This is a genomic window from Thalassobaculum sp. (assembly GCF_965223715.1).
Classification (GTDB): domain Bacteria; phylum Pseudomonadota; class Alphaproteobacteria; order Thalassobaculales; family Thalassobaculaceae; genus Thalassobaculum.
Window position 1 is genome coordinate 3,991,793 of record NZ_OZ245012.1, and the last position, 25,233, is coordinate 4,017,025.

The following is a 25,233-nucleotide window of genomic DNA, read 5'->3' on the forward strand; positions in this document are numbered from 1 at the left end:
GCCGGCGCGCTCGGATGCTAGAAGGTCGGGGAAGCAAAAGCCGGTATGGGAGAAAGCGATGGCGGTGTTCGGGACCTATGATCAGGCGGGGCTCGACGCCCAGTACAACAACCAGGCCAAGGTGCCCGACGTGGCGAGCATCGCCCAGCGCTGGATGGCCCGGGGCGAGGAGGCCCGCAACGCGCTCTCCTGCGATCTGGACCTGGCCTATGGCCCCCACGATCGCCAGAAGATCGACGTTTTCCCGGCGCACCGGCCCGACGCGCCGATCCTGGCCTTCATCCATGGCGGCTACTGGCACACCCGCGATAAGAGTCTGGTTCATTTCCTGGCGCCGACCTATGTGGCGGCCGACGTGACCCTGGTCTCGGTGGAGTACCGGCTCTGCCCGGAGGTGACGATCGCCGACATCGTCGGCGACGTGACCGCGGCGATCGAGTGGATCCACGCCAATGCGGAGACGGTCGGCGGCCGGGCGGACAAGCTGCATGTGGCCGGCCACTCCGCCGGCGGCCATCTGGCCGCCATGCTCTGCGGGCCGAAGGGCCGTCCCGACCTGCTGAAGGGCGGCTGCTCGGTCTCCGGCCTGCACGATCTGGAGCCGATCCGTCTGTGCTATCTGAACGAGAGCCTGCATCTGAAGCCCGAGGACGTGGCGCCGCTCAGCCCGATCGTTCTCGCCCGCGGGCTGGAGAAGGGGGGCCCGCGCCTGCCGCCGCTGATCGCCACGGTTGGGATGGAGGAGGGGCCGGAATACCTGCGCCAGCGCGACGAGCTGGTGGCGGCCCTGCACGCCGCCGGCCAGCCGGCCCTGTCGGTGGATGTGGCGGGCGGCAACCATTTCACCGCCCTGGAGGCCTTCGGCGACCCGCATCACCCGCTGTGCCAGGCGATGCTGCGCCAGATGCTGTCGCCCGGGTTCTGACGCCCAATCACGGAGGTCCGATGCCGACGGCACGTTTCAACGGCGAGATCATCGCCGAGGCCGACGAGGTGATCACCATCGAGGGCGTGGCCTATTTCCCGCCCGAGACGGTGCGCCTCGATTGCCTGGAGGAGACCGCGACCCGCACCGGCTGTCCCTGGCGCGGGATCGCCACCTATTACACCGTGCGCGTGGGCGACCGGGAGGAGCGGGACGCCGCCTGGCGCTTCCTGGAGCCCAAGCGCAAGGCCCGTCGGATCGCCGGCTGGGTCGCCTTCTGGAAGGGCGTGGAGGTCGAGGGCGTCAGCGCCGGTCTGGTGGAATGAGCGCCGCGCGATGATTTGAGGTAACCTTGATCGGCCCGCGGGCATTCGCTTCCCAGGAAGGCGATGCCGCAGCATAACCGGATGGGATTGACGATGACGACGGGACGCAAGGTTCTTCTGGTGGACGACGACGAGGCGCTGCGCGGGACGCTGGCGGAGCAGCTTCAGCTACACGAGGAGTTCGACACCAGCGAGGCGGGGAGCGGTGCGGAAGGGCTGGAGGCGGCGAAAGCCGCCACCTATGACCTGATCCTGCTGGATGTGGGCCTGCCCGACATGGACGGCCGCGACCTGTGCCGGCTGATGCGGAAGGCCGGGGTGAAGTCCCCGGTGATCATGCTGACGGCCCAGGACAGCGACGCCGACACCATCCTCGGCCTGGACGCCGGGGCCAACGACTACGTGACCAAGCCGTTCAAGGTGGCGGTCCTGCTGGCCCGGATGCGCGCCCAGCTCCGCCAGCACGAGCAGAGCGACGATGCCGTCTTCTCCATAGGCCCCTACGCCTTCAAGCCGGCGGCCAAGCTGATGGTGGACGAGACCAAGAACCGCAAGATCCGCCTGACCGAGAAGGAGACGGCGATCCTGAAATACCTGTATCGGGCCGGCGACCGCATGGTCCGGCGCGAGACCCTGCTCAACGAGGTCTGGGGCTACAACGCGGGGGTCACGACCCACACGCTGGAGACCCATGTCTACCGCCTGCGCCAGAAGATCGAGCCCGACCCGTCCCGGGCCGAGATCCTGGTCACGGACACCGGCGGCTATCGGCTTGTTCCATAAGAAGAATTCGCGCCGCTATACCTAAGCAAACCGTCATCCCAAACCCGATTTGGGATCGCTCAAGAACGCAGCAGGCCTCGCCTTTCATGGCGCGCGGACGGCGCTTCGACAATCGATACGAAACCGTATCAATCCGGCCGATAGCGCCCCATCCGCGCCAGGCCGAGGCCGAGCAGCAACGCGCCGAGCGCGCAGAGCGTGGTCAGGGCGGCGAAGACCCAGGTGACGTCGGCCCAGACCTGCATCACCAGCAGGATCTGCGGCAGCAGGATCGGCCCGATCAGCACGCCGAGATTGCGCCCGGTCATCAGCACCGCGAAGGCGCCCGGCCCCGCCCGCGACGATCCCAGGATGGTGCTCGGCAGGGCGAACAGGCAGACCGGTGTCACCCCGATGCCGAGCCCATAGGCGATCAGCGAGACGATGCCGGTGGTCAGCGTGGTCGTATAGGGGATGGTCCACCACACCGCCGCCTGCAGGATGATGGAGGCGACGAACATCGGCGCCAGGGGCAGGCCGCGGCGGATCGCGATGGAGGTCAGCAGGCCGACCACGATCAGGATCACCACCGGGACCGAATAACCGATCGTGGCCCAGTCCTCCGACAGCCCGTGCGCCTCCACCAGGAACTGGGGCAGCCAGGTCATGTAGGCGAAATACTGGGTCGACCACAGGGTGAAGATCAGGGCGGCCAGCGACAGGGCCCAGCGCTCGTCGGTGGAGAACGGCGCGTGCGGCGTGCCGGCCGGCCGGCGCAGGTCGAGATCGGCCGAGCCGCGCAGCCGGATCGCCACCATCCAGACCGCCAGCAGCGCGGTCGCCACGCCGGTCGCGATCCAGGACAGCCGCCAGCCGCCCCAGGCCTCCCCCTCCGCCAGATGGCCGAGCGGCACCAGCAGGTTGGCGCTGATCTGCCCCAGCGGGATCCAGATGGCGGACAGGGCGATCGCCAGGGGCAGGTGGCTCGGCCCGGCGCTGCGGTTGGTGAAGACCGGCCCGGCAATGGCGAAGACGGCGAAGGCCAGCCCCTCCAGCCCCCGGGCGGCGAGCATGATTGTGGCGCTCTCCGGATGCATCAGGGCGATCACGTTGCCGGCGATGGCGGTGGCGAAGGCGGTGAGCAGGATCGGCACGGTGCCGATACGCTGCAGCGCCCAGCCCAGTCCGAAGGACACCGCCAGCCCGACGACCGCGTATATCGACATGAAAGCGCCAGCCATCACCTTGGGATAGGCGTACTCGGCCAGCAGCGCCGGGAGCAGGGGCGGCAGCTTGAACTGCTGAAAGGCGGCCAGCGTCGCCAGGAGAAAGCCGAACAGGATACCGGTCCAGTTCGTGCGTCGCGTATCGGGTGGGGCCATCGGGCAGGGGTCGGCGCAAAAGGGGGGGACGGATGCCGGACGGCGCCGTCGGGGTGATCAGGGTCGCCACTGTGGGCCATCGGGCCCGGCGCCACAACCGCGCACGTACAGGTGTTCCTGCCCAGATTTTTCCGGCAACATGCCTGTGGTATGGGTGCCCCGGGGCACAAGGCTCCAAGGCAGAACGCTCCGGGGCAGAGCGCTTCCGGGCAAGCAGGACGGGAGACGTCGGTTGGCGGATGACGCGATGGTCGTCAAGGTCTGGGGGGCGCGGGGCAGTGTACCCTGTCCCGGACCACGAACCGTGAAATACGGCGGCAATACCTCCTGCGTCGAGGTCCGCTGTGCCGGCCATCGGATCGTCCTGGACGGCGGCACCGGCATCCGCGAGCTGGGGCGCGCCATGTCCGCCGAGCCGCCCGGTGCGGCGGATGTCCTGCTGACCCATTTCCATCTGGACCATATCGCGGGCCTGCCGTTCTGGGGCCCGGCCTACACGCCCGGCAACAGCATCGTGTTCCGCGCCGCACGGCTGCAGCAGACCTTCGGCCTGCGCGAGATCCTGCATAAGATGATGTCGCCGCCGCTGTTCCCGATCCCGCTGGACGAGTTCCGCGCCGATGTGCGGTTCGAGGATTTCGCCGCCGGTACCAGCTTCGAGCTGGCCACCGGGATCCGGGTCGACACCCGAGCGCTGAACCATCCCGGCGGCGCCTGCGGCTACCGGATCAGCCAGGGCGGCCGCTCGGTCGCCTATGTCACCGACACCGAGCATGTGCCGGGCCAGGACGACGCGAATGTGCTGGACCTGATGCGCGACGCGGACCTGGTGTTCTACGACTCCACCTATACCGAGCAGGAGCTGCCCTGCCATCGCGGCTGGGGCCATTCGACCTGGGAGGAAGCGGTCCGGCTCGCGGACATCGCCGCGGTGAAGACCCTGGTGCTGTTCCACCACGATCCGAAGCATGAGGATTCCGATCTGGACCGGATCGGCCAGCAGGCCGCCGAGAGACGCCCGGGCACGATCGTGGCGCGCGAAGGCGCGGAATTCCGCCTGTGATGCCGGCCCGGTATCGCTCCGCCGGTAGTGAGGCTTAACCTTTTGAAAAAACGACTGATAGCGATCGCTACGACGCTGGGTATTGCCCAGGGCGGCGTGTTCGTGCCGCACCGGTATGCCGCCTCCCTGCGTCCGCCCTCCACCTACCGGAACCTGGAGCCGATCTTCGCCGCGGCCGAGCCGGCCATGGCCGAGGTCCTGGCGGCGGTCGACCGCTATGAGGATATCGTCGAGCGGTTCAATGGAGCCAAACCGCCGGCCCCGCGCTGGGGCCAGGACTGGTTTCCCGGGCTCGACGGGGCCGCGGCCTATGCGATCGTGCGGGCGGGCCGGCCGCGCCGGATCCTGGAGATCGGCTCGGGCCACTCGACCCGGTTCATGGCCCAGGCGGTGGCCGACGGGGAGATGGAGACCGAGATCCACTGCGTCGATCCGGCGCCCCGGGCCGACATCTCCGCCCTGCCGGTGCGTCTGCGTCGCCGGACCCTGCAGGAGACCAACCTGGGAACCCTGCCGGATCTCGCCGCGGGGGACGTGCTGTTCGTGGATTCAAGCCACCTCGCCCTACCGGGCTCGGATGTGGATCTGCTGTTCTCGGAGATCATTCCCGCCCTGGAGCCGGGCGTGCTGGTGCATGTGCACGACGTGCTGCTGCCCGACGGCTATCCCAGGGCCTGGGACTGGCGGGCCTATTCGGAGCATCAGGTGGTGGCGGCCTGGCTGGCGTCCGGCGGGCTGGAGCCGCTGTTCTCCAGCCACTTCACCCGGACCCGCCTGGCCGGCCGGGTGGCGCAGTCGGCGGCCGCGCGCATCCCGGTGTCACCGGGCGCCCACGAGACGTCGCTGTGGTGCGTGAAACGCTCGCCGCGGCGGGTGGCCGCCGGCGCCGGATCGGATGTCGGCTGAGGGGATGGCTGGTGAGGTCATGGCTGGTGAGGTCTTGGCTGGGGCGCCAGGATTCGAACCTGGGAATGGCGGTACCAAAAACCGCTGCCTTACCGCTTGGCTACGCCCCATGCGAGGCGGACCATACTGAACTCATGCCATTTCAAGCAAGCGTCAGGTTGCGGTATCATGGCGGTGCCGCCCGCCCCTAGCCGGAGACTGACCGTGGCAACGCGCAGCAAGGCCAAACTGCCCTGGAGTGTGAAGGGCGTCACCCCGGAATCCCGCGATCTCGCCAAGTCCGCCGCCGCGGACCATGACGCGACCATGGGAGAGTGGCTCAGCCATGTGATCCGGCGTGTCGGCGCCGCCGAAGCCTCGGGCCGGCCCCTGGCCCCGGCCGAAGGGTTGCGGGACCCGGCGGAGGACGACGCCTCGGGCCGGGCGCTGATGTCCGGGGGATCGCAGGACGTGGTGGAGGACGCCGCCCTCATCGCCGGGGTCCACCAGCGGCTGGAGCGCAGCGAGGCGCGACTGCTCGACGTTCTCGACGGGCTGGAGGAGGTCGTCGAGAAGCTGGCCGACCGGATCGGCCGGCTGGAACGCCGCGCCGGCGGCCGGGAATGACCCTGCGCACGACGCCCCTGCGGCCTCGTCAAATCACTGCTGCTTCGCGTTGACTTCTGTATAATGCCACCAAGGTCTTACCGGGTAGTAATGCCGGTACCGGGTCGGTAGTTGTCCGCCAGGAAGGGTGACGGGTCGATGTCGGGGTCCACGCCTTGGAGCATCAAGGGCGTCTCGCGGGAGGATCGCGAGATCGCCAAGCATGAGGCGCGCAAGAGCGGCGAGCCGATCGGGACCTGGCTATCCCGGCGCATCCGCGACGCGTCGGCCCCCGGCGCGGAGCCGCCGCGCCCGCCGCAGGACGCCAGCGCCCGCGCGGTCACCCCCGAGAACGACCGCCGCCAGGGCTCCCAGTCGATGGGCCGGCGCGCCAGCGACCATCCGGATTTCGGCTTCGGCGCCGGCAACTGGCGTCAGGCCCGCGAGACCATCCTGGCCCGCGAGGACAGCCGGCATACCGAAGGGCTGGCAGCCCTGCGCGACCGGGTCCGCTCGGTCGAGAGCCGGCTGGAGACCAAGCCCGACGACATCGCCGAACTTGACCAGCAGATCCGCTCGATCACCGGCCGCGTCGCCGAGCTGACCGAACGGCTGGAGGCGCTGGAGGGCGCGCGGGGCGTGTCCGACGTCAACCGCAAGGTCGAGCAGCTGGAGTCGGAGTTCCTGGAGATGGACCGCTTCGTGCGCCGCATCCCGGCCGATACTTCGGACTCCCTGGACGGGCTGGCCCGGCGGATCGAGCAGCTGGTCGATCGGATGCGGGTGGTGGAGGCCTTCGTCCTTCCCGGCAAGCGTAAGCCCGGCTTCTTCGGTCGGCTCTTCGGTCGGAAATCCCAGTAAATCCTTTAGGGTTACGCTTGCTTCCATGATCATCGCTACCACGTTATGATGCGGTATTGATGCCGGTAGTGAGGGTAAGGTGTCCCGAGAGGCCACTGCCTGGAGCGTGAAGGGAGTCGACCAGGCGACGCGCGACATCGCGCGTCGTGCGGCTGCGGCTGCCGGCATGACGATCGGCGAGTGGATCGACCACGCCATCAAGTCGGATTCCGCCAACCGGGGCATACCCGTGCCCGCAGAGCGCGGTTCCGACCAAGGCCGGCCCGCCCCGCCTCGGGCCGAGGGCATTAGCGCCGACACGGTCGAGGCGATCTTCAGCCGGATCTCCGACGGTGAGCGGCTGTTCGAAGCGCGGCTGCGGCCAATCGGCTATGCCCTCAAGGACGTGGCCGAGCGGGTCGTCGCCCTGGAGCGCGAGGCGGAGCGGCTGCCGCCGCCCGACCCTCCGCGGTCGATCGCCGCAGAGCCACAGGCGGAGCCGGACCAGCCCGAGCCGGACGCGCCGGCCGAGCTGGACGAGGTGGAAACGCCCGAGGCGCCGGCACCGGTACGCACGCCGATCGCCTTCCGGCCGATCCGGACTCCGGAGCCGCCCCCGCCGCCAACAGAGGCCGAGCCCTCGGAACCGGAACCGGAACTGGAACCGGAGCCGTCGGCCGAGGACGACATCTGGGACAGCGAGACCCGGGAGAGCCCGCGAGAGGACGCGCCGGAGGCTCAGAAGCCCACGCCCATCGTGTTTCGGCCGATCTCGCCGGCGGCGAACGAACCGACTGAAGAACAAGACGATTTCGAGTCGATAGAACAGAATATCCGCCCGGTTCCGCCGCTTCCGGACGGCCCGCCGCGCGACTGGCGGCCGGAAGTCGAGTTGAATCGCGCCGCCCTGGCCGACGCGGCCGACGCCATGCGCGCGCGGCCGGAGGAGACCCCCGATCTGGCGGCCGCGGCGAGCGAAGCCGAGGCGTGGGAGCCGGCCGAGCCGGAAGAGATCCCGGTTCCGCCGGCGGTCGAGCCCGAGGTCGTCTCGAAACCCCAACGACCGGACCCCACGCCCCCGGCCTATGACTTCCCCGCCGATCCGATCGATACCAGCGCGCTGGGCCTGTCGGGCGAACCGATCCCCGAGCCGCTGCCGCCGCGCCGCATCGCCAGCCGGGGACGGATGGCCATCGCCGCCGTGCTGGCCCTGGCGCTGATCGGGGCCGCCGCCTGGACCGCCCATCGCCAGGGCACCCTCAGTCTGGGGGCGGTCGGCGCGCGTCTGGCCGAGGCCGAGGAGAGCGTGCACCTGGCGATGGTGTCGGCCACCGACTGGGTGATGCGCCAGGTCCGCTCCGACCCGCAGGTTCGGGAGGAGGTGGCGCAGCCGCAACCGCAGCCCGCCGCGCCGCCGGAGACCGTCGCCTCGGTGCCGCCGCCCGCGACCGAGCCGGCCCGGCCGGAGACCCCGGCGACCGAGACGCCCGGACAGGCGACGACCGAACCCGCCCCGCCCGACACCCCCGCGCAGAGTGCGGCGGTTGCGCCCTCGGAGCCAGCACCCCAGCCCGCGCCCCAGTCGGCACCGCCGCTGCCGGACAAGCCGATCGACGTGGATCCGCGCCCGGTCGCCCCGCCGCCGGCCCCGGCCCTGAGCGAGCCGCCCCGTCGGGCCTCGCCCGCCGCCGCTCCGTCGTCGGAAGGCACCGCTCCCCTGAGCCGGGCCGAGGCGGGCAATCCGGCGGCCCAGTTCGAGGTGGCGGCGGGCATGATGCGCGCCGCCGAGCCGCGCGCCGGGGAGGCCGCCACCTGGTTCCGGGAGGCTGCGATCAACGGGCTCGACGTGGCGCAGTTCAATCTCGGCGTGATGTATGAGCGCGGCCTGGGCGTGCCTGAGGACGAGACCCGCGCGCTGCTCTGGTATCACAGCGCGGCGGAGCAGGGGTATCCGCTGGCCCAGTATAATCTCGGCCGGCTCTACGCGCTGGGGAAGGGCATTCCGCAATCCGATGCGGAAGCGAAACGGTGGTTCCAGCGCGCCGCCGACCGGGGCGTGTCGGCCGGGCTCTACGAATTGGCGCGGTTCGAGACCGACGAGCTGGAGCGCGAACGCAAGATGTATACCGCCGCCAAGGCCGGGGCGGAGCGGGCGCAGGAATGGCTGCGGGTGAAGTCCGCCGGCGGCGTGCCCGAAGCCCCCCTGGGCCCGCCGGCCGGGTTGATGCTGGACGCCCCGACCGGCGCACCGGACATCGCCGAGATCCAGGAGGGTCTTGCCGAGCTCGGCTATTACGACGGCCCGGTCGACGGCATCGCCGGCCCGATGACCCGGGCGGCGATCAGCAAGTTCCAGAGCGACAACGGGCTGCCGGCTACCGGCCTGCCGTCCCGCAGCCTGCGCCAGCGTCTGAACTGAGTCAGGCCTGCAGGGTTCCGGCGCAGACCCACCATCCGGGCCGGTCGGCCGCAAGCCGGGTCGCGGCCTCCGCGGCCACCTCCTGATCGGTGAAATAGCCGACCACCGTCGACCCGCTTCCGGACATGCGGGCCAGCCGGCACCCGGCAGAGTCCTGCAGGGCGGACAGGGCTTGGCCGACCGCCGGCAGCAGTCCGCAGGCGGTCTCCTCCAGGTCGTTGCGGAGACCCGCGATCGCCGCCAGCGGATCGCGTCCGAGGTGCTCGATCGCCCCGTCGGGCACCGCCGCGCCGAACCCCGCCCGACGGGCCTTGAACACGGACGGGGTCGAGAGCCCGGCACCCGGCCAGACCAGGACGACGGGCAGGGGGTGGGCCAGGGTCACCGGCGTGATCCGGTCGCCGATCCCCTGCACGCGGGCGGGACGCTCCACCAGGCAGACCGGCAGGTCCGCGCCGAGCGCCAGAGCGTCGTTCCGCAAGGTCTGCTCATCGACGCCCGCCCCGTCCAGCAGCAGGCGGAGGACGGCGGCGGCATCGCTCGACCCGCCGCCGATCCCGGCGCCGGAGGGCAGCTCCTTGCGCACGGTCAGCGTGCCGGCGAGCGGCGCGGTTCCGAGACGGCCGGCCAGGGCCAGCGCGCGCCAGGCGAGGTTGGAGGTGTCCACCGGCACCGGTTCCGGACGCCGGAGCCGATCCTCGAGCTCCAGCCGGCAGCCCTCTCCGCCCGGCCGCCAGGTCACCCGGTCGCCGATATCTGCGAAAGCCACCAGCATGTCGAGCAGGTGATAGCCGTCGGCGCGGCGGCCGGTCACATGCAGGGCGAGATTGACCTTGGCGGGCGCGAGGCGGTGCCGGGGCGCGCCCTGGGGGTCAGCCGTCCACATCCGTCTTGGTGTCCGCGGTCTTCACCGATTGCGACTGCACCGCCGGCAGCCCGGCCTGGAGCTTGTGCTCGATGTCGTTGGCCAGATCCTTGTCCGGATCGAAGCTGAGCGCCCGCTGCCACTGGAACCGGGCCTCCTGGCGCCGGCCGACCCGCCAATAGGCGTCGCCCAGATGATCGTTGATGGTCGGGTCGGTCGGCAGCAGCTCCACCGCCCGTTCCAGATGCTCCACCGCCTCGGCGTAGCGCTCCTGGCGGTACATGGCCCAGCCCAGGCTATCGACGATGTAGCCGTCATTGGGGCGCAGGGCGACGGCCTGCTCGATCATCTTGGTCGCCCGCGGCAGGTTGCGGCCCTGGTCGATCCAGGTATAGCCGAGATAGTTCAGCACGTAGGGCTGTTCGGGCCGCAGCTCCAGCGCCTTCAGGAAGTCCGCCTCCGCCCGATCCCACTGGGCGCTGCGCTCCAGCGCGATGCCGCGGGAATAGTACATGGACCAGGATCCCGGATCGCCCGCCGGCAGCCGGGCGAAGGCGCGGTTATAGGCGGAGATGGCGCCGTTCCAGTCCTCGGTCGAGCGGTACAGATCGCCCAGGCGGATCAGCGGGTCGATCTGCTGCGGCCGGCGCGCCGCCAGGGCGTTCAGCCGGTCGACCGCCTCGTCCATGCGGTCCAGGTCGACCAGGCTGCTCACCGCCCGCAATTCGGCCATCAGCCGGTAGGCCGAGCTTTCCGGGACCGTGTCATAGAGGGTGAGCGCCTCGGCATACTGCTCCCGGTCGTCCAGGATCTCGGCGATCAGCAGGGTCGCCAGATCGAAATCCGGGTCGAGCCGAAGGGCGAGGCGGCTGAACACCATGCTCAGCTCCGACCGCCGGTCGCGCTGCAGGGCGCTGGCCAGGTCGAAGAAGGCCTGGGCGAGGCCGTCGGTCGCGGTCAGCGGTTCGCCCTTGCGCGTCTCGGCCACCCGGCGCAGATAGGCCTGCACGTCGGTCGGGTCGGCGGAGGTGGCATCGGTGACGATCGCCGTCGCCATGGCGGCATCGACGCTCTGGAACCGGGCCTGGAAGTCGGCGGCCACCAGCCGCACCCGCAATGGCGGATCGGGCATGCTGGTCACCGCCGCCTCGTAGCGCTCGGCGGCCAGCGCCGTCTCGCCCGCCGCGTCGGCCAGCATGGCGCTGTGCAGGGCGTGCAGCACGGCGAAGCCCTCGAGCTCCAGGACCTCGTCGATCTCCTCCCCGGCGTCGTCGCGCCGGCCCTGGCCGAGCGCGATCCAGCCCTCCAGAAGCGGGCTCAGCACCCGGTTGAGCCGGTTGTCCGGCAGGCTGTCGATCAGGGCGCCCGCGGTGAAGAAGTCGCCGGTCCGCGCCGCTTCCACGGCCAGGAAGATGTTGGCGATCGGCGCGTTGGCATCGAGGGTCTCGACGATCTCCGGGGCGAGCCGGGCCGCGTCCTCGTACCGTCCCGCCTCCAGACGCAGCAGGAAGGCCCGCCGTTTCAGCGCGATGCCGGTATCGCCGCTCTCCAGGACCCGGTCCATAAAGCTGCTGGCATTGCCGACATCCCGGATCCGGTCGGCGTAGCGACCGGCCAGGAAGGCGCCGGCCGCCGACATCTCCTCCGGCGACAGGGGAACGGTGGCCGCCTGGCCCGTCTGGGGTCCGGCGGTCGCGCAGGCCGACAGGGCCAGCGCGACACAGAAAGCCGGGGCGAGCGTGCGCAGGCCGCTCAGGGTACCGGTCCGGGGTCCGGCAGCGGAAGCGGGTCGCAGGGCGGTCTGGGGCAAAGGCGGCGCCTCACATGTTCGGGTAGACCGGACCTCCCCCTCCTTCCGGCACGACCCAGTGGATATTCTGCGTGGGATCCTTGATATCGCAGGTTTTGCAGTGAACGCAGTTCTGCGCGTTGATCTGCAGCCGCGGGTTCCCACCATCGTCGTCGCGTACGATCTCATAAACGCCCGCCGGACAATAGCGTTGTTCAGGGGCGTCATAGAGCGCCAGGTTGTGCTCCACCGGGATCGACGGGTCTTTCAACGTCAGGTGGGCCGGCTGGTTCTCCTCATGGTTGGTGTTCGACAGGAACACCGAGGAGAGCTTGTCGAAGCTGATCTTGCCGTCCGGCTTGGGATAGGAGATCGGCTGCGCCTGGGAGGCCGGCATCAGGCTTTCGTGATCCGGGTGGTGGTGCAGGGTCCAGGGCGCCTTGCCGCGGAACAGATAGGTGTCGATCGCGGAATAGGCGAGGCCCGGCAGCAGGCCGGCGCGGAACGCCGGGCGGATGTTGCGGACCTTGTACAGCTCGTCATAGACCCAGGTCTTCTTGAGCATGTCCGGATAGGCTATCGGCTCCACGCCCTGGCCGGCCTCGCCGCCCTTCAGCGCCTCGAAGATCGCCTCGGCCGCGGTCATGCCCGACTTCATGGCATTGTGGCTGCCCTTGATCTTCGGCACGTTCAGGAAGCCGGCGGCACAACCGATGAGGGCACCGCCCGGGAAGGTCAGCTTCGGGATCGACTGCCAGCCGCCCTCGTTGATCGCGCGCGCGCCATAGGAGACCCGGCGGCCGCCCTCGAAGATCGGGCGAATCGAGGGATGCTGCTTGAAGCGCTGGAACTCGTCGAACGGCGACAGGTGCGGGTTCTTGTAGTCGAGCCCGATGACGAAGCCGACGGCGACCTGGTTGTCCTCCAGGTGATAGAGGAACGAGCCGCCATAGGTGTCGCCGCTCATCGGCCAGCCGATGGTGTGGACGATCTTGCCCGGGCTGTGCTTCTCCGGCTCGATCTCCCACAGCTCCTTGATGCCGATGCCATAGGTCTGCGGGTCGCAGTCCTTGCGCAGGTCGAAGCGGTCCATCAGCCCCTTGGTCAGCGAGCCGCGGCAGCCTTCGGCGAACAGGGTCACCTTGGCGTGCAGCTCCATGCCCGGCTGGTAGTTGGCGGTCTTCTCGCCGTCCTTGCCGATGCCCATGTCGCCGGTGGCCACGCCCTTCACGCTGCCGTCCTCGTGATACAGCACCTCGGCGGCGGCGAAGCCCGGATAGATCTCGACGCCCACGGCCTCGGCCTGCTCGCCAAGCCAGCGCGCCACATTGGCGAGGCTGACGATGTAGTTGCCGTGGTTGTTCATGGTCGGCGGGGTCGGCAGGCGGAAGGACGAGCCCTGGGTCAGGAACAGGAAATGGTCCTCGGTCGCCGGCGTGTTCAGCGGCGCGCCCTTTTCCTTCCAGTCGGGGACCAGCTCGTCGAGGGCCCGGGTCTCCATAACCGCACCCGACAGGATATGGGCGCCGACCTCGACACCCTTCTCCAGGACGACGACCGAGAGATCGACATCATTCTCCTGACAGAGCTGCTTCAGCCGGATCGCCGCGGCGAGGCCGGACGGCCCGCCTCCGACAATGACGACATCGCATTCCATCGACTCCCGTTCCATCCTGCACTCCCGCTTCGAAGCAATGGCAAATTCTATCCGTTTATACCGCGCGGTGGCCGCCGGCCCTTCGACCTGTCATAACTCACCCATGTACGCGAAACCAGGGGCGCCGGCCCGGATCCGGGCCAGGGAAAGACCGTGATGGCCGCCGATATCCGTTCGGCGGCCCGCGCGCTGCTTTCCTGGTATGTGGAGGCCGGCGTCGATGAGGCAATACTTGCCAGCCCGGTGAACCGGCTGCGGCCGGCCGCGAAACCGGCCCAGGCGCCGTCGCCGCGACCCGCCGCCCCGCCGCCTGCCAACCGGGCTCCGGCAGCGCCCGTTCCCCGTCCGGCGGCGGCCGTTCCGCGCGCGCCCCAGGCCGAACTCGACCGTCCGGCGGAGGCCGCCCGGGTCGCGGCACGGACTGCCGGCTCCCTGGACGAGCTGAAGCAGGTGCTGGAGGGGTTCGAGGGCTGCGGGCTGAAGGTCACCGCCACCAACACGGTCTTCGCCGACGGGGTGGCGGGCGCCGATGTCATGGTGATCGGCGAGGCCCCGGGCGCGGACGAGGACCGGCAGGGCAAGCCCTTCGTCGGGGTCAGCGGCCAACTCCTCGACCGGATGCTCGCCAGCATCGGCCTGTCGCGGGCGGAGTCCGTATATATTACCAACATCCTGCCCTGGCGGCCGCCGGGCAACCGTCAGCCGACCCCGGCCGAGATCGCCACCTGCATCCCCTTCGTGGAGCGCCATATCGAACTGGCCGCGCCGAAGCTGCTGATGTTCGCCGGGGGCACCTCGGCCAAGTCGCTCATGGGGCGCAAGGAGGGGATCACCCGGCTGCGGGGGACCTGGATGGACTGGCCGCTGCCCAATTCGGGCGGGACGATTCCGGCGCTCGCGACTTACCACCCGGCCTATCTGCTCCGCACCCCCGGACAAAAGGCGAGCGCGTGGAAGGACTTGCTCGCCTTGCGTCGCCGTTTGGATGAAGTCGTGAAGGCCGTATAATTTTATGGCAGAATTAACGACAATTTGCCAAATAATATTACACTAGAGTCCACCACTACAGAATTAAAAATCGTTCCGCGTGCGGACCCCCATTTTCGGGCCGGTTATCCACAGGAATGGTTCTTAGCCGGGGATGACTCACCTTGCCGTGTAGAACGAATCCGACTAACTGGATCGCATGTCTCCGCCACAATCCCGCCACAAATCCCCGTCGACCTTTGGGGGTGGCTTTCATCGCCTGGTTGTCGGAATAGTCGGTGCCGCCCTGCTGATGGGCGCGGCAACCGGCGTGCGGGCCCAGGAGAGGGCCCAGCTGCGGGCGCAGGAGACCGCCCTTCTTCCCCCCGCCGTTCTGGACGAGTCCCGCCTGGAAGCCGCTCAGCCGCTGCCGCGGGTGCTGACCCAGCGCGATGTGGAGCTGTACCGTAAGATCTTCGCCGAACAGAGCGAGGGCCACTGGAAGACGGCCGACAATCTGATCGCCCGGGTGCAGAACAAGATCCTGCTCGGCCACGTCAAGGCGCAGCGCTACCTGCATCCGACCGCCTACCGGTCGAGCTGGGCCGAGCTGCGCGACTGGCTTGAGGACTATGCCGACCTGGCCGATGCCAAGCGGATCTACAGCCTCGCCGTCCGCCGCAAGCCCGGCTCCGCCAAGGCGCCGAACGCGCCGGAACGCGGCTATCTCGGCGGTAACGGGGCGGATGCGGTCCGCGACGTCCATTTCTATGTGTCGCCGCGCCAGCGCAACGGCGCGGAGCAGGCCAGCATCCGAACCCTGGCGCGCGAGATCCGTTCGCTGATCAGCAAGGGCTCGCCGAGTGCGGCGCTGCGCAAGCTGGACACCAAGGCGGCGCGCCGGCTGCTCGATCCGGTCGAGTTCGCCGAGCAGCGGGCGCAGGTCGCCAAGGGCATGTTCGTCTTCGGCAAGGATTCCGAGGCCCTGCGGCTCGCGGCGAAGAGTGCCGAGGAAGCCGGCGAGGATGTGCCCGCCGCCTACTGGATCGCCGGCATTGCGGCCTGGCGCCTGGGCAAGGTGGAGGAGGCGGAGAAGCACTTCTCCGCGCTGGCCATGGCCGAGAACGCCTCGCGCACCCAGCGCTCCGCCGGCGCCTATTGGGCGGCCCGGGCCTCGCTCCAGCTGCGCAAGCCGGCCGACTCGACCCGCTGGCTCGCCCGGGCGGCGCAGTATCCGCTGACCTTCTACGGGTTGCTCGGCCGCCGCGCCCTGGGCGTGGAGGTGCCGTTCGACTGGTCCCTGCCCGAGATCAGCGACCGCAAGGCCAAGCGCCTGCTGTCCCACGAGGGCGCGCGCCGGGCCATCGCCCTGATGCAGATCGGCGAGAGTACCCGGGCCGAACGCGAATGGCGCAAGCTGTTCCCGCGCCTCGACCGCTCCCTGCGCGAGCCGCTGATGACCATCGCCGCCCGCCACAACATGCCGGGCCTGGCGATCCGTCTGGCCGGCATCATCCGGGTCTCGACCGGGCGGATCTACCACGCCGCCCTCTACCCGGTGCCGAGCTGGGCGCCGGCCGACGGCTTTTCCATCGACCGGGCGCTGATCTACGGCATCATCCGGCAGGAATCCGGCTTCGACCCCCGCGCCCGATCGGGCCGCGGCGCGCGCGGACTGATGCAGCTCATGCCGCGCACCGCCAACTACATGGATTCCGACGACGACCTGGAAGAGCGGCACGAGCTCTACGACCCGGCCCTGAACATGCAGCTCGGCCAGCGCTACATCGACCATCTGATGCATCTGGAACGGGTCGATGGCGACCTGTTCCGCCTGCTGGTGGCCTATAACGCCGGCCCGGGCAATCTGGGCCGCTGGGCGCGCAGCGTCGAGTTCAAGAACGATCCGCTGCTGTTCATCGAGTCCATCCCCTCGCGGGAGACCCGGGAGTTCATCGAACGGGTCTTGTCAAATGTCTGGATCTACCGACATCGTCTCGGACAGACCGCACCGTCCCTCGACCGCGTGGCCGCGGGCGACTGGGCGTTCTATCGCGGCATCGACGACGAGACAGGATTCAAGATCCGCAATGCCCGGTTCGGACAAGACTGACAGCGGCACGCCCAACAAGGCCGCGCCCGGCGCCCGGCTCGACGAGAGCCGGCCGTTCATCCCCGTCAACATCGCCATCCTCACGGTGTCCGACACCCGCACGCCGGAGACCGACCGGTCGGGCGACACGCTGGTCGAGCGGCTGACCGGGGCTGGGCATGTGCTGGCCGACCGGGCGATCGTGCCGGACGATGTCGGCGCCATCACCGAGCGGCTGCGCGCCTGGATCGCCGATGACGGGATCGACGCGGTCATCGCCACCGGCGGCACCGGCGTGACCGGCCGCGACGTCACCCCCGAGGCCTTCGAGAGCGTCTACGAGAAGCGCATAGAGGGGTTCGGCGAGGCGTTCCGCTGGATCAGCTTCCAGAAGATCGGCACCTCGGCGATGCAGAGCCGGGCGACCGCCGGGGTCGCCCGCGGCACCTATCTGTTCGCCGTGCCCGGTTCGACCGGCGCCTGCCGCGACGCCTGGGACGAGATCTTCGCCTACCAGCTCGACTTCCGCTTCCGCCCCTGCAATTTCGTCGAGATCATGCCGCGCCTGCGCGAGCACGAGATGGCGCGGGCGAAGACCAAGGTCTCGTGAGGCCCTAATCCCCCAGCCGCTGCAGCCAGCGCGCCGGAATGTGCAGGCGGAACAGGAAGATCCTGAGGGCGCCGAGCAACACCGCTCCCGGGCCGGTCGGCCAGTCGCCGGCCGCCACCTTGGCGGCGACGTCGAACACCACCATGCGGGCGAGACCGAGGCCACGGGCCAGGACCAGGTCCTCGCCATGCTCCAGGTCCGGCACCCCGTCCAGATGCACCAGGAAACGCCGCCGAATCACCAGCCCCTGGGCACCGGAGGGCAGGCCCATCCAGCGGTTGCGGAACCGCATCAGCCGGGTGGCCAGATCGTCGCCCACCACCTCCAGCGGGAAGAAGCCGCCGCGCTCGCGGTTGCGCTCCTCGGCGGCGAACACCATCACCGTCGCGTCCCAGCCGCGCTCCAGCAGCGTCTCGGCCCGCAGCAGCAGCAGCCATTCCGCAGTGGCCGCCTTGGCCCCGGCGGCGAGCCGCGCCCCCCGGGAGCCGGGCAGCACGATCACGGCGGCACCCTCGGCCTCGGCGATCGCGGCCAGGGCCGGGTCCCCGTCGCGATCGACCACGATGGTCTCCAGGTCGAGCCCGCGCCGGTCGGACCCGCGCAGGGCGGCCAGGCACCGGGCGAGCTGGTCCGCATCACCGTTGGCGGCGATCACCACCGACAGGGCCATGCGCCGCGTCCCCGGAGGGCCGACCTGGGCGGCGGCGTCGGTGCGCATGGCGCGGGGACGGGGTAGGTGCATCGGTCTCGCCTATGGTAAGTCCGCGCGATGATAACCGATTCCCGTTCCGCCGACCCTACCCGCCCCACCCTGGCCGCCGCCCTGGGACTGCCCGAGGACGCGATCGCCGCCGAGCCGGTGGAGGGCAGGGTGCACCGCCATTGGCGGCTGGCCGGCGGGCGGCTGGTGCGGGTTCCCCGGATGAGCCATCTGGGCCTGTCGCCCCGGCGCAACCTGATCTATGCGGCCGAGGCCTTCCGGCGCATGGCGCCAAGCGGCGCGGTGCCGACGCTGCACCGGGTGTTGCGGGTCTCCGCCGAACTGCCCTGGGGCGCGCTGGTCGTGGAGGACGTTGACGGCGCCGTGCCGGAACTGCCGCGGGATCTGCCGGCGATCGGCCGGGCCCTGGCGGCGATCCACCGGCTGCCGGTGCCGGCGAACCGGGCGCCCTTCGTCGATCCGGCCGACCCGTTGGCCTACCTGCTGTCCGTCGCCCGGGACCAGCTCGCGCCGGTGCAGGACCGGCTGGAGGAGGCGGCCCGTCGCATCCTGGAGGAGGAGATCGCCTGGGCCGAATCGCTGATCGCCGCGCGTCCGCCGCGGCCCAGCCTGGTGGCGGCCGATACCCATCCGGGCAATTTCCGCATCCGGCCGGACGGGTCGGCGGTGCTGCTCGATGTGGAGAGGCCGGTTTACGACAGCGCGGGGGTGGACCTCGCCCATGCCTCGCTGCCGACCTCGCTCGCCTGGGATCCGGCGGTGACCGGCGCGGCCGGGCGGGCCGACATCGTCGCCTTCCACACCGCCTGGGCGGCGGAGGTTCCGGGGGATCTGGCCGAGGCCGTGCGGCCCTGGGTGCTGCCCTACCGCCGGCTGATCTGGCTGCGGACGACGAGCTGGGCCTGCGCCTGGGCGGCGCGCAACGACCTGTCGGCGGCGCTCGCCTCGGCCGATGCGGCCACCTCCGGCCTGGCGCGCAGGCTTGCGCGCTTCGTCGATCCGGCGATGATGGAGGAGGCCCGGTCCGGCTGGACCGGCGCCCGGGCCTTCAGCGGGGAGGAACTGGTCCCGTGAGCGGGAAGATCGTCAACCTGCGCACCGAGCGCAAGCGCCGCGACCGGGCGGACGCGGCCGAGAAGGCGGCGCAGAACCGGGCGCTGCACGGCCGCACCAAGACCGAGCGCCGGCATGAAGAGGCCCGCCGCGACGCAGCGCAGCGGGCCCATGACGGACGGCGGATCGACCCGGAGGATGACCGCTCCGATCCGGCGTGATCTCGGGCTCAGACGACGCTGAGGGTCACGTCGATATTGCCCTTGGTGGCGTGGGAGTACGGGCAGACCACATGGGCCTTGTCGACCAGCGACCTGGCGGTCTCCTTGTCCACGCCCGGGATCGACACGGCGAGCGCCGCCTCGATGCCGAAGCCGGTGCCGTCGTCGCGCGGACCGATGCCCACGGTGGCGGTGACCTTGGCGTCGGCCGGGATCTTCACCTTCTCCTTGCCGGCCACGAACTTCAGCGCGCCGAGGAAACAGGCCGAATAGCCGGCGGCGAAGAGCTGCTCGGGGTTGGTGCCGGTGGCGCCGTCGCCGCCGAGCTCCTTCGGCGAGGTCAGGGTGACGTCGAGCACCCCGTCTTCGGAACGGGCCTGGCCGGAGCGGCCGCCGGTGGCGCTGGCGGTGGTCTTGTAGAGGATGTTCATGTCGGTCTCCTGATCGCGGATGGATCTGTCTGTCTGTGTGCGTCGGACCGGCCGTCGCGGGGATCGCCGGGGCGGACCCGTCGGCGGCCTGATGGATAAAAGATTGTGTGCAATTGAATTGAGAACAATGCGCCATTCGGCACGAGTGTCGTGACATAAGATTGTGTATGATTTAACCGTGTATCGGATATCCTGCGGGGCTCATCCGGAGAGAACCGTGGATCATCCGACGCCCGACAGGCCGACCTCGCCCCCCAAGGCCCATCCGCCGAAACTCGACGACCAGCTCTGTTTCGCGCTGTATTCGGCCGGGCTCGCCCTGACCAAGGTGTATCGCCCGATCCTGGACGCGCTGGACCTCACCTATCCCCAGTATCTGGCGATGATGGCCCTGTGGGAGCGCGACGACATCACCGTGAACGCGCTGGGCGCCCAACTCCGGCTGGATTCCGGCACGCTCACCCCGTTGCTGAAGCGGCTGGAGGGCCGGGACCTGCTGCAGCGCCGGCGCGATCCGGAGGACGAGCGGCGGGTCCGTGTCGTGCTGACCGAGGCGGGCCGGGCGCTCGGCGCCCAGGCGGCCGACATTCCCCTGGCCATCGGCAAGGCGGCCGGCATGAGCCGCGCCGAGGCGGCGCAGGAACGGGAGCGGCTGGTGGCCCTGCGCGACCGGCTGGAGGCGTTCCTGGCGGAGGACTGACGCAGCCGCCGCTTCTTCGTAGTTCTTGATTTGTTCTCTTTGCCGTCCTAGTCTGGCGGCATGTCCCGTCGCCGTTCCATCGCGGTCGATCCGCTCGAGGTCTTCGCTGACGAGTTCGCCCAGGACGCGGCCAGCGATCCGTTCGCCGACGATTTCGGCCAGATCGGCGAGGCCGAGGAGCCGGTGAAGGTGCTCGAGGCGGTGGCGCCGAGCGATATCGTGCCGGCGGCGCCGCGCAAGGGACGGGGGGCCGTCACCAACGTCACCGGCCGGTATGAGCGCTTCGCCCAGGAACGGGTCGATGACGGCTGGCAGCGGGAAGCCGAGGACGAGCCGAAGCTGCGCACCACCGTCGCCATCGACGCCAGCCGCACGGTGATCGCCCGCAACCAGTCGCCCGATGTCCCCTTCGACCGCTCGATCAACCCGTATCGGGGCTGCGAGCATGGCTGCGTCTACTGTTTCGCCCGGCCGACCCACGCCTATCTCGGCCTGTCCCCCGGTTTGGACTTCGAGAGCAAGCTGTTCGCCAAGCCGGACGCGCCGTCCCTGCTGCGCAAGGAACTGGCCCGCAAGGGCTATACCTGCCAGCCGATTGCGCTCGGCACCAATACCGACCCCTACCAGCCGGTGGAGCGGGAGCGGCGGATCACGAGGGGCATCCTGGAAGTGCTGGCCGAGCACGACCATCCGGTGACCATCGTCACCAAGTCGGACCTGATCGTGCGCGACCTGGACATTCTCGGACCCATGGCGGCCAAGGGCCTCGCATCCCTGTCGATCTCGGTCACCACCCTGGACCGGGATCTCGCCCGGCTGATGGAGCCGCGGGCATCGACCCCGGAGAAGCGGCTGGCGGCGATCCGGGCTTGTGCGGCGGCCGGCGTGCCCAGCGGGGTGCTGGTAGCGCCGATCATCCCTGCGGTGAACGACAGCGAGATCGAGGCGATCCTGAAGCGCGCCCAGGGGGAAGGGGCCCGGCACGCGGCCTGGGTGCTGCTGCGGTTGCCCTTGGAAATCAAGGACCTGGTGGAGGAATGGCTGCGCGCCCATTTCCCCGACCGGGCCGAGCGGGTGCTCTCCCTGGTACGCCAGAGCCGCGGCGGCGCGCTGTACAAGGCGGAGTTCGGCAAGCGCATGTCCGGCGAAGGTCCCTATGCCCATATGATTTCCCAGCGCTTCCGCCGGGCCTGCCAGGAGCTGGGTCTGGGGCGCCGGATGGGCGGGCTCGACACCTCCCGCTTCACCGTCCCGGCCGCACACAGCCGCCAGATGTCGCTGTTCGAGGGGTGATCGGTGGGATCTCGGGTTCGGGGCCTGTGTTAAATCTTTGGATTCATGTATAAATCTCGGTAGCGCTCCGTAGCGCAGACTGAAACCGACATGTAAGTTGTCGCCGCAAGATATTGATATGCTGGACGGTTACTGATGGCCCGAGCCGCGAGATCTGGTGCCGGCGTCGCGGATCTTCTGATCCAGCGGCCGACAGACGCGCTGGAACGGGGCGCCGGCGCCGGACGGGGCGCGATGGTGTTCGGTGTCGATGAGGTCGGACGCGGGCCGCTGGCCGGTCCGGTGGTGACGGGGGCGGCCTGGATCGACCTGGATCGGATGCCCGAGGAGGTCGCCTGCCTGATCGCCGACAGCAAGACCCTGACGGCGGAGCGCCGGGCGGCGGCCCTGGAGGCGGCCCGGCCCTATGCGGTGATCGCGCTTGGCCGCTCCGAGGTCGAGGAGATCGACACCACCAACATCCTGGCCGCCGCGCTGAGCGCCATGGGACGGGCGGTGGACGGGCTGGTCGCGGCCCTGGGCCGGCGGCCGGATCACGTGCTGGTCGACGGCAACCGCCTGCCTCGCTGGTCGTGGCAGGCCGAGGCGGTGGTCAAGGGCGACGGCCTGTCGCTGTCCATCGCGCTCGCCGCCATCGCCGCCAAACAGGCCCGGGACGCCGAGATGGCCGAGCTGGCGCGGACCCATCCGGGTTACGGCTGGGAACGCAATGCCGGCTACGGCACGGCCGAGCACAGGGCGGGTCTCGCGGCCCTGGGCGTCACGACCCACCACCGCCGCACCTTCGCCCCGGTCCGCGCCGTGCTGGAAGCGCGGGGGTTGGGGTAGATCTCCGCATCCCACCCCTCCTTACACTCCCCGTCCCGGACTTGATCCGGGATTGTTCCGGGGCGAGCGGATCGGCGCGACCGGCGCTCGAGGTCGGTCGTCCGGCGATCGGGAAGCGCGGGGCTTAGGGCAGATCTCCGCATCCCCCACCTTACACTCCCCGGACCTGTTCCGGGGCCTACGCCAGGGGTGGCACGGTCGCTGGGGAGATAGCGCCCGCCGGCCCGACGCGCTGATGGGTGGGCCCCGGAACAGGTCCGGGGAGTGTAGAGGGAGTGTAGGGAGGGGTGGGGGGTAAGGCAGTGGAAACCCCACCCCGCTACCGCCCCATCCCAAGCGTCTAGAGCCCGCAGTTAGCACTATATCTTGGGTATGCCTGATAACTCATTGAGTCTATTTAGTGATTCGCCCATGAGCGTTGACGGGAGTCCCGCCCCGTGAGAGTCTGTGCGCCTCCTTCTTGGCACGGACGGGGACGAAAACGTGGGAGAGACCAAGCTGCCGGTGGGGCGAATCCTGACCGGCGACTGCGTGGACATGCTGCGCACATTACCGGATGCAAGCGTCGACCTCGTCTTCGCCGATCCACCCTATAACCTGCAGCTCGGCGGCGAGCTCTACCGGCCCAACAACACGCGGGTCGCCGGGGTCGACGACGACTGGGACCGGTTCGTGGGCTTCGAGGCCTATGACGCCTTCACCCGCGCCTGGCTGGCGGAATGCCAGCGGGTGCTGAAGGATACCGGCACCCTGTGGGTCATCGGCAGCTATCACAACATCTTCCGGGTGGGCGCGACGCTCCAGGATCTGGGCTACTGGATCCTGAACGACGTGGTCTGGCGCAAGGCCAACCCGATGCCGAACTTCCGCGGCAAGCGCTTCACCAACGCCCACGAGACCATGATCTGGGCGGCGCGCAGCGAGAACGCGCGGAAATACACGTTCAACTACGACGCCATGAAGGCGCTGAACGACGACCAGCAGATGCGTTCGGACTGGTTCCTGCCGATCTGCTCGGGCTCGGAGCGCCTGAAGGACGAGAACGGCGACAAGGCGCATCCGACCCAGAAGCCGGAAAGCCTGCTGGCCCGCGTGCTGCTGGCCTCGACCCGGCCGGACGACGTGGTGCTCGACCCGTTCTTCGGCACCGGCACGACCGGGGCCGTCGCCAAGCGGCTGGGCCGGCGCTGGATCGGCGTGGAGCGCGAGGCGAAGTACATCGAGGTCGCCAGGCGCCGCATCGCCGAGACCGAGGCGGCGGAGGATCCCCTGGCCCTCGCACTCGCCAACAAGCGTGAGCAGCCCCGGGTGCCGTTCGGCCGCTTGATCGAGGAGGGGCTGATCCGCCCGGGCGAGGTGCTGTTCGACGCGCGCCGCCGCTGGACCGCCAAGGTGCGGGCCGACGGCCACCTGATCAGCGCCGAGCATCGGGGGTCGATCCATTCGGTCGGGGCGGCCGTCCAGGGCGCGCCGGCCTGCAACGGCTGGACCTTCTGGCATGCCGAACGCAAGGGCATGCCGGTGCCGATAGACGCCTTCCGCTCCCAGATCCGCCAGGGGATGGGGGAGAAGGTGGGGGCGTGAGCAGCCTCCCGACCTTTGTTTGTCTTCACCTCTGACCTCGCCAACAGACAAGGGCGAGGTCTTCATTTGTCGAACCTGTACTGCTCCTGGCACTCCCCGGCCCTGTGCCGGGGCCTACGGGTGAGGAGGACACGACAGCATCATACGTTGCGACGGCTTTGCGGCCCTGGTGTGGGCCCCGGCACAGGGCCGGGGAGTGCGGGAGCGATAGCTGTCACACCCGCTCCCCTTCGTCGCACCCTCGGGATTTCATCGGTCATTCCCACACGGTTGGGCGATAATCGCGGCACTCAATCCGTTTGGGAGATCGCCCGATGATGTTCGACCTCTCCAATGCCCTGAACGGCCTGCTCGGCGGCCTGCTGATCGGGGTGGCCGCCGCGCTGTTCCTACTGGGGAACGGCCGGATCGCCGGGATCAGCGGCATCGCCGTGTCCATCGCCACCGCTCCCGCCACACAGCGCCGCCTCGAATCGGCCGCCTTCATCGCCGGGCTGATCGCCGCCCCCCTGGCCTATGTCGCCGTGGCCGGGCCGGTGGAGATCGGCGTGACACCCTCCGTGCCGCTGCTGCTTGCCGCGGGCCTGCTCGTCGGCATCGGCACCCGGATCGGCAACGGCTGCACCAGCGGGCACGGGGTCTGCGGCCTGTCGCGGCTGTCCAGGCGGTCGATCGCCGCCACCGTCACTTTCATGGCCGTGGCCGTGCTGGTCGCGGGTGTCGCGCCCCTGATGATCGGAGGCTGAGGCGATGCGCATCCTGATCTCCCTCCTCAGCGGCCTGCTCTTCGGTCTCGGCCTGACGGTCTCCGACATGATCGACCCGGCCCGGGTGCTCGGCTTCCTGCGGGTGGCGGGCGGCGCCTGGGACCCGACCCTGGCCTTCGTCATGGGCGGGGCGCTGGTGCCGATGGCCGTCGCCTGGCTGCTGACCCGGCGCCTGAAGGCCCCGGCCTGCGGCGGCAGCTTTCCGGAACCCGCCTCCGGCCGGATCGATGCCCGGTTGCTTGGCGGTGCCGCCCTGTTCGGTGCGGGATGGGGCCTGGTCGGCTTCTGCCCCGGCCCGGCCTTCGCGGCGCTGACGCTGGGCGGGGTGCCGGTGCTCATCTTCGTCGCCGCCATGATCGCGGGTTTCTGGATCGCCGGCCGGATCGCGTCCCGACCCGTATGAGGCCGACTCCCCAGCTTGCCAGGGCGGCCCCTGCCGTGGACAATG

The 25,233-nt window shown here is 69.8% G+C and carries 25 protein-coding genes and 1 tRNA gene; 19 read left to right on the forward strand and 7 right to left on the reverse strand.

Features of this window, described 5'->3' with window-relative positions:
• Positions 1–58: 58 nt before the first annotated feature.
• The 3 genes from ACOQOP_RS18510 to ACOQOP_RS18520 all read left to right on the forward strand — a co-directional run bounded on the left by ACOQOP_RS18510 (position 59) and on the right by ACOQOP_RS18520 (position 2,034).
• Positions 59–925 (forward strand): alpha/beta hydrolase, encoded by an 867-nt coding sequence (locus tag ACOQOP_RS18510; RefSeq protein WP_420563289.1) that lies wholly within the window; start codon positions 59–61, stop codon positions 923–925.
• Between the two features lie 20 nt (positions 926–945).
• Entirely contained in the window at positions 946–1,251 is a 306-nt protein-coding gene (locus tag ACOQOP_RS18515; protein ID WP_420563290.1) for a DUF427 domain-containing protein, read from the forward strand.
• A 93-nt stretch (positions 1,252–1,344) separates the two neighbouring features.
• Positions 1,345–2,034, forward strand: a complete 690-nt coding sequence (locus tag ACOQOP_RS18520) for a response regulator transcription factor (protein WP_420563291.1) — start codon at positions 1,345–1,347, stop codon at positions 2,032–2,034.
• A gap of 128 nt (positions 2,035–2,162) precedes the next feature.
• Here the strand turns inward: ACOQOP_RS18520 and ACOQOP_RS18525 are convergent, their stop codons facing one another.
• Complete coding sequence (locus ACOQOP_RS18525) at positions 2,163–3,395, reverse strand: MFS transporter (protein WP_420563292.1); 1,233 nt, start codon at positions 3,393–3,395, stop codon at positions 2,163–2,165.
• Positions 3,396–3,627: 232 nt separating this feature from the next.
• Between ACOQOP_RS18525 and ACOQOP_RS18530 the strand changes: the two genes are divergently transcribed.
• Both ACOQOP_RS18530 and ACOQOP_RS18535 read left to right on the forward strand, forming a co-directional pair.
• Entirely contained in the window at positions 3,628–4,458 is an 831-nt protein-coding gene (locus ACOQOP_RS18530) for an MBL fold metallo-hydrolase (protein WP_420563293.1), read from the forward strand.
• 42 nt (positions 4,459–4,500) lie between these two features.
• A complete protein-coding gene (locus ACOQOP_RS18535; RefSeq protein ID WP_420563294.1) occupies positions 4,501–5,364 on the forward strand; it encodes a class I SAM-dependent methyltransferase in 864 nt (287 codons plus the stop codon).
• A 35-nt stretch (positions 5,365–5,399) separates the two neighbouring features.
• Here the strand turns inward: ACOQOP_RS18535 and ACOQOP_RS18540 are convergent.
• Positions 5,400–5,474 (reverse strand) — tRNA-Gln (locus tag ACOQOP_RS18540).
• Between the two features lie 94 nt (positions 5,475–5,568).
• Here ACOQOP_RS18540 and ACOQOP_RS18545 point away from each other — a divergent pair.
• The 3 genes from ACOQOP_RS18545 to ACOQOP_RS18555 all read left to right on the forward strand — a co-directional run bounded on the left by ACOQOP_RS18545 (position 5,569) and on the right by ACOQOP_RS18555 (position 9,208).
• Positions 5,569–5,970 (forward strand): hypothetical protein, encoded by a 402-nt coding sequence (locus ACOQOP_RS18545; RefSeq protein ID WP_420563295.1) that lies wholly within the window; start codon positions 5,569–5,571, stop codon positions 5,968–5,970.
• A 138-nt stretch (positions 5,971–6,108) separates the two neighbouring features.
• Positions 6,109–6,810 (forward strand): hypothetical protein, encoded by a 702-nt coding sequence (locus ACOQOP_RS18550; protein ID WP_420563296.1) that lies wholly within the window; start codon positions 6,109–6,111, stop codon positions 6,808–6,810.
• 79 nt (positions 6,811–6,889) lie between these two features.
• Complete coding sequence (locus ACOQOP_RS18555; protein WP_420563297.1) at positions 6,890–9,208, forward strand: peptidoglycan-binding protein; 2,319 nt, start codon at positions 6,890–6,892, stop codon at positions 9,206–9,208.
• Between the two features lies 1 nt (position 9,209).
• Here the strand turns inward: ACOQOP_RS18555 and ACOQOP_RS18560 are convergent, their stop codons facing one another.
• Genes ACOQOP_RS18560 through ACOQOP_RS18570 form a run of 3 tightly spaced genes read right to left on the reverse strand, consistent with a single transcriptional unit; the run spans position 9,210 to position 13,534 of the window.
• Positions 9,210–10,094: a 4-(cytidine 5'-diphospho)-2-C-methyl-D-erythritol kinase gene (locus ACOQOP_RS18560; RefSeq protein WP_420563298.1), complete on the reverse strand. Its 885-nt coding sequence runs from the start codon at positions 10,092–10,094 to the stop codon at positions 9,210–9,212.
• Entirely contained in the window at positions 10,081–11,883 is a 1,803-nt protein-coding gene (locus tag ACOQOP_RS18565; protein ID WP_420563299.1) for a tetratricopeptide repeat protein, read from the reverse strand. Before ACOQOP_RS18565 ends, ACOQOP_RS18560 begins: the two co-directional genes overlap by 14 nt.
• 10 nt (positions 11,884–11,893) lie before the next feature.
• Positions 11,894–13,534, reverse strand: a complete 1,641-nt coding sequence (locus ACOQOP_RS18570; protein ID WP_420563300.1) for a 4Fe-4S dicluster domain-containing protein — start codon at positions 13,532–13,534, stop codon at positions 11,894–11,896.
• 141 nt (positions 13,535–13,675) lie between these two features.
• On the opposite strand from ACOQOP_RS18570, the gene ACOQOP_RS18575 reads away from it, so the two are divergent.
• The 3 genes from ACOQOP_RS18575 to moaB all read left to right on the forward strand — a co-directional run bounded on the left by ACOQOP_RS18575 (position 13,676) and on the right by moaB (position 17,187).
• Positions 13,676–14,527, forward strand: coding sequence for a uracil-DNA glycosylase (locus ACOQOP_RS18575; protein WP_420563301.1), 852 nt, complete (start codon positions 13,676–13,678; stop codon positions 14,525–14,527).
• 271 nt (positions 14,528–14,798) lie between these two features.
• On the forward strand, positions 14,799–16,598 hold the full coding sequence (locus tag ACOQOP_RS18580) for a lytic transglycosylase domain-containing protein (protein ID WP_420563302.1): 1,800 nt from the start codon (positions 14,799–14,801) through the stop codon (positions 16,596–16,598).
• Positions 16,576–17,187 (forward strand): molybdenum cofactor biosynthesis protein B, encoded by a 612-nt coding sequence (gene moaB / locus ACOQOP_RS18585; RefSeq protein ID WP_420563303.1) that lies wholly within the window; start codon positions 16,576–16,578, stop codon positions 17,185–17,187. The genes ACOQOP_RS18580 and moaB overlap by 23 nt, the downstream gene beginning before the upstream one ends.
• Before the next feature lie 4 nt (positions 17,188–17,191).
• On the opposite strand, the gene ACOQOP_RS18590 is transcribed toward moaB, so the two are convergent.
• Positions 17,192–17,929, reverse strand: coding sequence for a hypothetical protein (locus tag ACOQOP_RS18590; RefSeq protein ID WP_420563304.1), 738 nt, complete (start codon positions 17,927–17,929; stop codon positions 17,192–17,194).
• A 27-nt stretch (positions 17,930–17,956) separates the two neighbouring features.
• Here ACOQOP_RS18590 and ACOQOP_RS18595 point away from each other — a divergent pair, with 27 nt between their 5' ends.
• Both ACOQOP_RS18595 and ACOQOP_RS18600 read left to right on the forward strand, forming a co-directional pair.
• Positions 17,957–18,982: an aminoglycoside phosphotransferase family protein gene (locus ACOQOP_RS18595; protein WP_420563305.1), complete on the forward strand. Its 1,026-nt coding sequence runs from the start codon at positions 17,957–17,959 to the stop codon at positions 18,980–18,982.
• Entirely contained in the window at positions 18,979–19,182 is a 204-nt protein-coding gene (locus ACOQOP_RS18600; protein ID WP_420563306.1) for a DUF4169 family protein, read from the forward strand. The genes ACOQOP_RS18595 and ACOQOP_RS18600 overlap by 4 nt, the downstream gene beginning before the upstream one ends.
• 8 nt (positions 19,183–19,190) lie before the next feature.
• On the opposite strand, the gene ACOQOP_RS18605 is transcribed toward ACOQOP_RS18600, so the two are convergent.
• Positions 19,191–19,613 carry an organic hydroperoxide resistance protein gene (locus ACOQOP_RS18605; protein ID WP_420563307.1) on the reverse strand — a complete coding sequence of 141 codons (423 nt, stop codon included), beginning with the start codon at positions 19,611–19,613 and terminating at the stop codon, positions 19,191–19,193.
• 217 nt (positions 19,614–19,830) lie between these two features.
• Here ACOQOP_RS18605 and ACOQOP_RS18610 point away from each other — a divergent pair, with 217 nt between their 5' ends.
• From ACOQOP_RS18610 to ACOQOP_RS18635, 6 genes are all read left to right on the forward strand, one after another.
• Positions 19,831–20,313 (forward strand): MarR family winged helix-turn-helix transcriptional regulator, encoded by a 483-nt coding sequence (locus tag ACOQOP_RS18610; protein WP_420563308.1) that lies wholly within the window; start codon positions 19,831–19,833, stop codon positions 20,311–20,313.
• A gap of 60 nt (positions 20,314–20,373) precedes the next feature.
• On the forward strand, positions 20,374–21,606 hold the full coding sequence (locus ACOQOP_RS18615) for a PA0069 family radical SAM protein (protein WP_420563309.1): 1,233 nt from the start codon (positions 20,374–20,376) through the stop codon (positions 21,604–21,606).
• A gap of 135 nt (positions 21,607–21,741) precedes the next feature.
• Complete coding sequence (locus tag ACOQOP_RS18620) at positions 21,742–22,434, forward strand: ribonuclease HII (RefSeq protein ID WP_420563310.1); 693 nt, start codon at positions 21,742–21,744, stop codon at positions 22,432–22,434.
• A 537-nt stretch (positions 22,435–22,971) separates the two neighbouring features.
• Entirely contained in the window at positions 22,972–24,018 is a 1,047-nt protein-coding gene (locus tag ACOQOP_RS18625; RefSeq protein WP_420566550.1) for a site-specific DNA-methyltransferase, read from the forward strand.
• 314 nt (positions 24,019–24,332) lie between these two features.
• Entirely contained in the window at positions 24,333–24,764 is a 432-nt protein-coding gene (locus ACOQOP_RS18630) for a YeeE/YedE family protein (RefSeq protein WP_420563311.1), read from the forward strand.
• 4 nt (positions 24,765–24,768) lie between these two features.
• Positions 24,769–25,188 carry a DUF6691 family protein gene (locus tag ACOQOP_RS18635; RefSeq protein WP_420563312.1) on the forward strand — a complete coding sequence of 140 codons (420 nt, stop codon included), beginning with the start codon at positions 24,769–24,771 and terminating at the stop codon, positions 25,186–25,188.
• Positions 25,189–25,233 lie beyond the last annotated feature (45 nt).